Raw genomic sequence first — 1,131 nt, 5'->3', positions numbered from 1 at the left:
TATGTGAATGCGGGTGGGTTTCTTTCTGGTGTTGCTGATTTCGATGCGGAGTTGTTCGGTATTTCGCCGCGTGAGGCGTTGGCGATGGATCCGCAGCAGCGGTTGTTGTTGGAGACGGCTTGGGAGGCGTTGGAGGGGGCTGGTGTGGATCCGGTGTCGGTGCGGGGGTCGGTGTCGGGTGTGTTTGTGGGGACGAATGGTCAGGATTATGTGTTGGCGTCGCGGGGTGGGTTTGCTGGGGTTGAGGGGTTTGTGGGGACGGGGTCTGCTGCGAGTGTGATGTCGGGGCGGGTGGCGTATGCGTTGGGGTTGGAGGGGCCGGCGGTGACGGTGGATACGGCGTGTTCGTCGGCGTTGGTGGCGGTGCATTTGGCTGCGCAGGCGTTGCGGTCGGGGGAGTGTGGTCTGGCGTTGGCGGGTGGGGTGACGGTGATGTCGACGCCTGCTGCGTTTGTGGAGTTTTCGCGTCAGCGGGGTCTTGCGGTGGATGGGCGGTGCAAGGCGTTTGCTGAGGGTGCGGATGGGACGGTGTGGGGTGAGGGTGTGGGGATGCTGGTGTTGGAGCGGTTGTCGGATGCGCGTCGTCGTGGTCATCCGGTGTTGGCGGTGGTGCGTGGGAGTGCGGTGAATCAGGATGGTGCGTCGAATGGTTTGACGGCGCCGAATGGTCCGTCGCAGCAGCGTGTGATCCGTCAGGCGTTGCGTAATGCGGGGGTGGTGGCGGCGGATGTGGATGTGGTCGAGGCGCATGGTACGGGTACGGCGTTGGGTGATCCGATCGAGGCGCAGGCGTTGCTGGCCGCTTATGGCGGGGTGCGGGCCGGTGAGCCGTTGTGGTTGGGTTCGGTGAAGTCGAATCTGGGGCACACGCAGGCTGCGGCGGGTGTTGCGGGTGTGATGAAGATGGTGTTGGCGATGCGGCGGGAGGTTCTTCCCGCGACGTTGCATGTGGGGCGGCCTTCGTCGCATGTGGACTGGGAGGCGGGGCGGGTTCGGCTGCTGAGGGAGTCCCGGTCGTGGCCGCGGGGTGGGCGGCCGAGGCGGGCGGGTGTGTCGGCGTTCGGGATCAGTGGCACCAATGCCCACGTCATCCTCGAAGAAGCCCCGGAAATCCTTGAAGAAGCCCCCGAA

1 protein-coding gene is annotated in these 1,131 nt (G+C 65.3%); it reads left to right on the top strand.

The genetic code is table 11. The features are described 5' to 3' along the window. A partial coding sequence (locus AB0I77_RS53830; protein ID WP_363290374.1) for a polyketide synthase occupies positions 1-1,131 on the top strand: 1,131 nt, incomplete at both ends.

The organism is Streptomyces sp. NPDC050619, assembly GCF_040654815.1.
GTDB lineage: Bacteria > Actinomycetota > Actinomycetes > Streptomycetales > Streptomycetaceae > Streptomyces.
The sequence above is the reverse complement of the archived record's forward strand: the minus strand, read 5'-3'. Positions and strand labels throughout refer to the sequence as shown.